This is a genomic window from Rhizobium giardinii bv. giardinii H152 (assembly GCF_000379605.1).
Lineage (GTDB): Bacteria > Pseudomonadota > Alphaproteobacteria > Rhizobiales > Rhizobiaceae > Pararhizobium > Pararhizobium giardinii.
In genome coordinates this window covers 1-1,513 of record NZ_KB902764.1, presented here as the reverse complement: position 1 = coordinate 1,513, position 1,513 = coordinate 1, and the positions used below count along the sequence as shown (strand labels likewise).

Annotated in this window: 1 protein-coding gene and 1 pseudogene; both read right to left on the bottom strand. The window is 53.9% G+C overall.

From position 1 onward, the window contains the following. Window positions 1-423 (bottom strand): annotated as a pseudogene (locus A3AY_RS0134245) (amino acid ABC transporter permease); the annotation flags it as partial. After that, window positions 423-1,513 (bottom strand): ABC transporter permease subunit (locus A3AY_RS0134240; protein ID WP_018330176.1); only part of this gene is annotated, 1,091 nt, incomplete at its 5' end. The gene A3AY_RS0134240 and the pseudogene A3AY_RS0134245, both read right to left, overlap by 1 nt.

Below are 1,513 nucleotides of genomic sequence, written 5' to 3'. Positions count from 1 at the left end.
GAGGGCCAGAAGGACACCAAGCGGCAGGGATGCAGCTGAGACTATGATAGCGAGCATAAGGCTGAGAAGAAGGCCGCCCCAGCGATCAAATCCCGGAGGCGCCAAAACTAAAATAGCGCCCGCGCTCGCGACTAAGAAGATCAAAATCGGAAAACGACGTAGCTTGGGGAGCATCATAGAGCCGATCGCAACGGCCACGATTCCAAGCATTGCCCAGGTCCGCCATATGTCCTCCGGCGGATATAAGCCAACCAGCAGAAGGCGTCGGCTTTCATATATGCCGCGCCAATGTGCATCGTTTAGTGCCCAGCCCAGAAAGCGTGCCGATGCCCAAACGATCAGCGCGAGCACAAACATCGACAAAAAAGAATCAAAGAGATTGCTGAAGAGGTTCCGTCGTATCCACAGGTACGATCTTGCCATCACCGTGAACCCTCCAAAGTAACTCGTGCGTTCGCATAGCTGATGAGGGCACTGATTACCCAACTGAGAAGTAGATAAACAGCCATGACGATCACCACTGTCTCGAGGCTGTGTCCCGACTGATTTGCGACCGTCCCGCTAACGTTAAACAGGTCAGGGAAACCGATCGCAATTCCCAGCGAAGTATCTTTGGTCAAGCTGATGTAGCGGTTTGCAAGGGACGGCAAAATAATTCGAAAGACTTGGGGAAGGATTATGTCTCGGATCGTATGTCGACGGGATAGCCCGACAGCAGCGGCGGCTTCCCACTGCCCTTTCGGCAGCCCTTCAATTGCGCCGCGAACGATCTCTGCGATATAGGCTGCGCTATTGACGATTATGGCTGTCAGGATCGCAGACATCTCAGCTGATAACTGAATTCCCCCAGTAGCACCGAAACGTCCGACAATCGGCAAAGCCAACTCAATGCGGAACCCTGCGGCATAACTCGCGGTGGCTGCCAAGATACCTGCGGCGAGCATAGACCACCGAAGGCTAGAAGAGAGGCGCGAAGAGCAGGCGGCCAACAGGAAAGCTATCGCCACGACGACCAGAGCCAGAGCGCCAGACGTCGATCCGCCAGAAATCTGAGGTAAAGGCAGAAACAGGCCGGATTGCCCAAAGACAAACCACGTCTCAACATTCGCTGCATCTGTAACGGGCGCAAGCTGAAGAAAAAACGCAAAGTACCAGAAAACTACCTGTATCAGTAGCGGAGTATTACGAACGAATTCCACGACGATGAAAGCGCACTGGCGTATCAACCAGTTCGTTGACAGTCGAGCGACACCGAAAACCACTCCGGCCAGGGTGGAGAATATGACCGCGAGGATCGCTACCTTGATCGTGTTGAATAAGCCTGCCGTGAGCATCTGCAGGTTTGTGGATGCAGACGTTACCTCAGCAAATACCGGCCACCAGCCTCGCCAGGCAGTTGCAAACCCTTCGCTCATATTGAACTGCGACGATCGCGAAAGATAATCAAAGCTGAAGGAAATGCCCCGAGCCATCAAGCTTTGCTGGATTGCTACGCCAACGGCAGCAACGAGGG